This window comes from Pseudomonas sp. P5_A2_2 (assembly GCF_054177685.1).
This window is the reverse complement of sequence record NZ_JBGCUL010001089.1, coordinates 1-1,433: the sequence shown is the minus strand read 5'-3', so window position 1 is coordinate 1,433 and position 1,433 is coordinate 1. Positions and strand designations below refer to the sequence as shown.

The window sequence follows — 1,433 nt, the reverse complement described above, 5'->3', positions numbered from 1 at the left end:
CCCCTGGCGAGGCCGGCCTGACCAATCAGCTATTGATTGAACCCTACATCGCCGCCGGGTTGCCGCTAAGCAAACTGCGCCAGTTTCGCGTATCGCCGTTCCTGCTGCTGCCGGAGATTGCAGCAGAAGCGCTGGAACACTCTTGCGGAGCAGAAGTGGCCGCGAGAGTCCTGTCCGATACCCGCGATGAAGTCTCAATGCTGTTGCAGACAGGCGTGGTACTCAACTGCGCCAATGTCACCACAGCAGAGATCGCCGCACCGAAGTTGATCAATCGCAAGCGTCAGGGAAAAGGCAAGCCGCCGTTCTTCAGCTATCGGGTACTTCAGATCAGTGCCCCACGTGCAATCGGCACTTCAAGCGGCGGTGGGCAGCATGCGTCGCCGCGCGCGCATCTGCGGCGTGGGCACGTTCGACGGTTGGAGGAGCGGACTGTGTGGGTACGGCCGGCGATGGTTAATGCTGGGGCAGCGGCGGCGGTTGGGCAGGTGGAGAATAGAGTACTCCATCACACCCATGGTTTCCGGTGGCTAGGCGTGTGTTGTGGGGGAGAGCACTTTGCTTGGGAAGCAGCTCGAATAGTAGCTGCATGATGATCAATACCCAAGTCTGCGTTGCGAGCATGGGCTTAAGCTCATTCTGATTTCTCACTTAAATACCTGCCCCAATGCTCCATCATGACCCGACGCTATAGGCCGCCTYGGTCTTGTCCCTGATCGTATGAGCAAGGGCGGCTTCTGCCACCTCCCGCGGGTAGTCGGTTGTCTCCCTGGCCCAGCCCCGAAAAGTGGAGCGAAAGCCGTGCGCGGTGAGATCTGGACGCTCTAGCCGCCGCAGGAGTTGAAGCAAGGCCATGTTGGAGAGGTGAGTACCGGGTTTGTTTCCAGGGAAAAGGTATTCTGACTCGTTCGGTGCATCCTCGATCAGAGGACGAAGCAACTTGACGTCCTGCCTGCAGAGCGGAATGCGATACTCCTTCGGAACTTTCATGCGCTCGGCCGTAATCGTCCAGACCTGGGTGCCCAGATCAACTTCGGCCTCGCGGGCTCCAATGGTCTCGCTCGTACGAGTCGCCGTCAGGATCAACAGTTCGAACGCCTTGGCCGCTATGCCGTCCAGTGAGCGCAGGGTACGAACAAATTTGTTGGCCTCGTCATAGGGGAGGGCTGCGTGGTGTTTGACCTTCTGGATCTTGGGTTTGCGGGGTAGCAGATGGTCCAGGTGGCCCTTCCAGCGCGCCGGGTTCTCTCCGCTGCGGTGACTGCGAACCGTGGCCCAGTCCAGTACGGACTAGATGCGGCCACGCACGCGGGATGCGGTCTCGGGCTTTACCGTCCAGACGGGTTCAATCGCTTGCATGATCAGTCCCGTGTCGATGGCACTCACCGGCAGATGGCGTGGATTGGGTTCTCTGCTGCCTCTATGCTTTACAT

Annotated in this window: 2 protein-coding genes and 1 pseudogene; 1 reads left to right on the top strand and 2 read right to left on the bottom strand. The window is 59.4% G+C overall.

Annotation, left to right across the window (positions count from 1 at the left end):
- Window positions 1-593, top strand: a pseudogene (locus ACXRVY_RS29065) (hypothetical protein); the annotation flags it as partial.
- 82 nt (window positions 594-675) lie between these two features.
- Here the strand turns inward: ACXRVY_RS29065 and ACXRVY_RS29060 are convergent.
- Both ACXRVY_RS29060 and ACXRVY_RS29055 read right to left on the bottom strand, forming a co-directional pair.
- A complete protein-coding gene (locus tag ACXRVY_RS29060; protein WP_458238963.1) occupies window positions 676-1,110 on the bottom strand; it encodes a tyrosine-type recombinase/integrase in 435 nt (144 codons plus the stop codon).
- 180 nt (window positions 1,111-1,290) lie between these two features.
- On the bottom strand, window positions 1,291-1,359 hold the full coding sequence (locus ACXRVY_RS29055; RefSeq protein WP_458238962.1) for a hypothetical protein: 69 nt from the start codon (window positions 1,357-1,359) through the stop codon (window positions 1,291-1,293).
- Window positions 1,360-1,433: the final 74 nt, after the last annotated feature.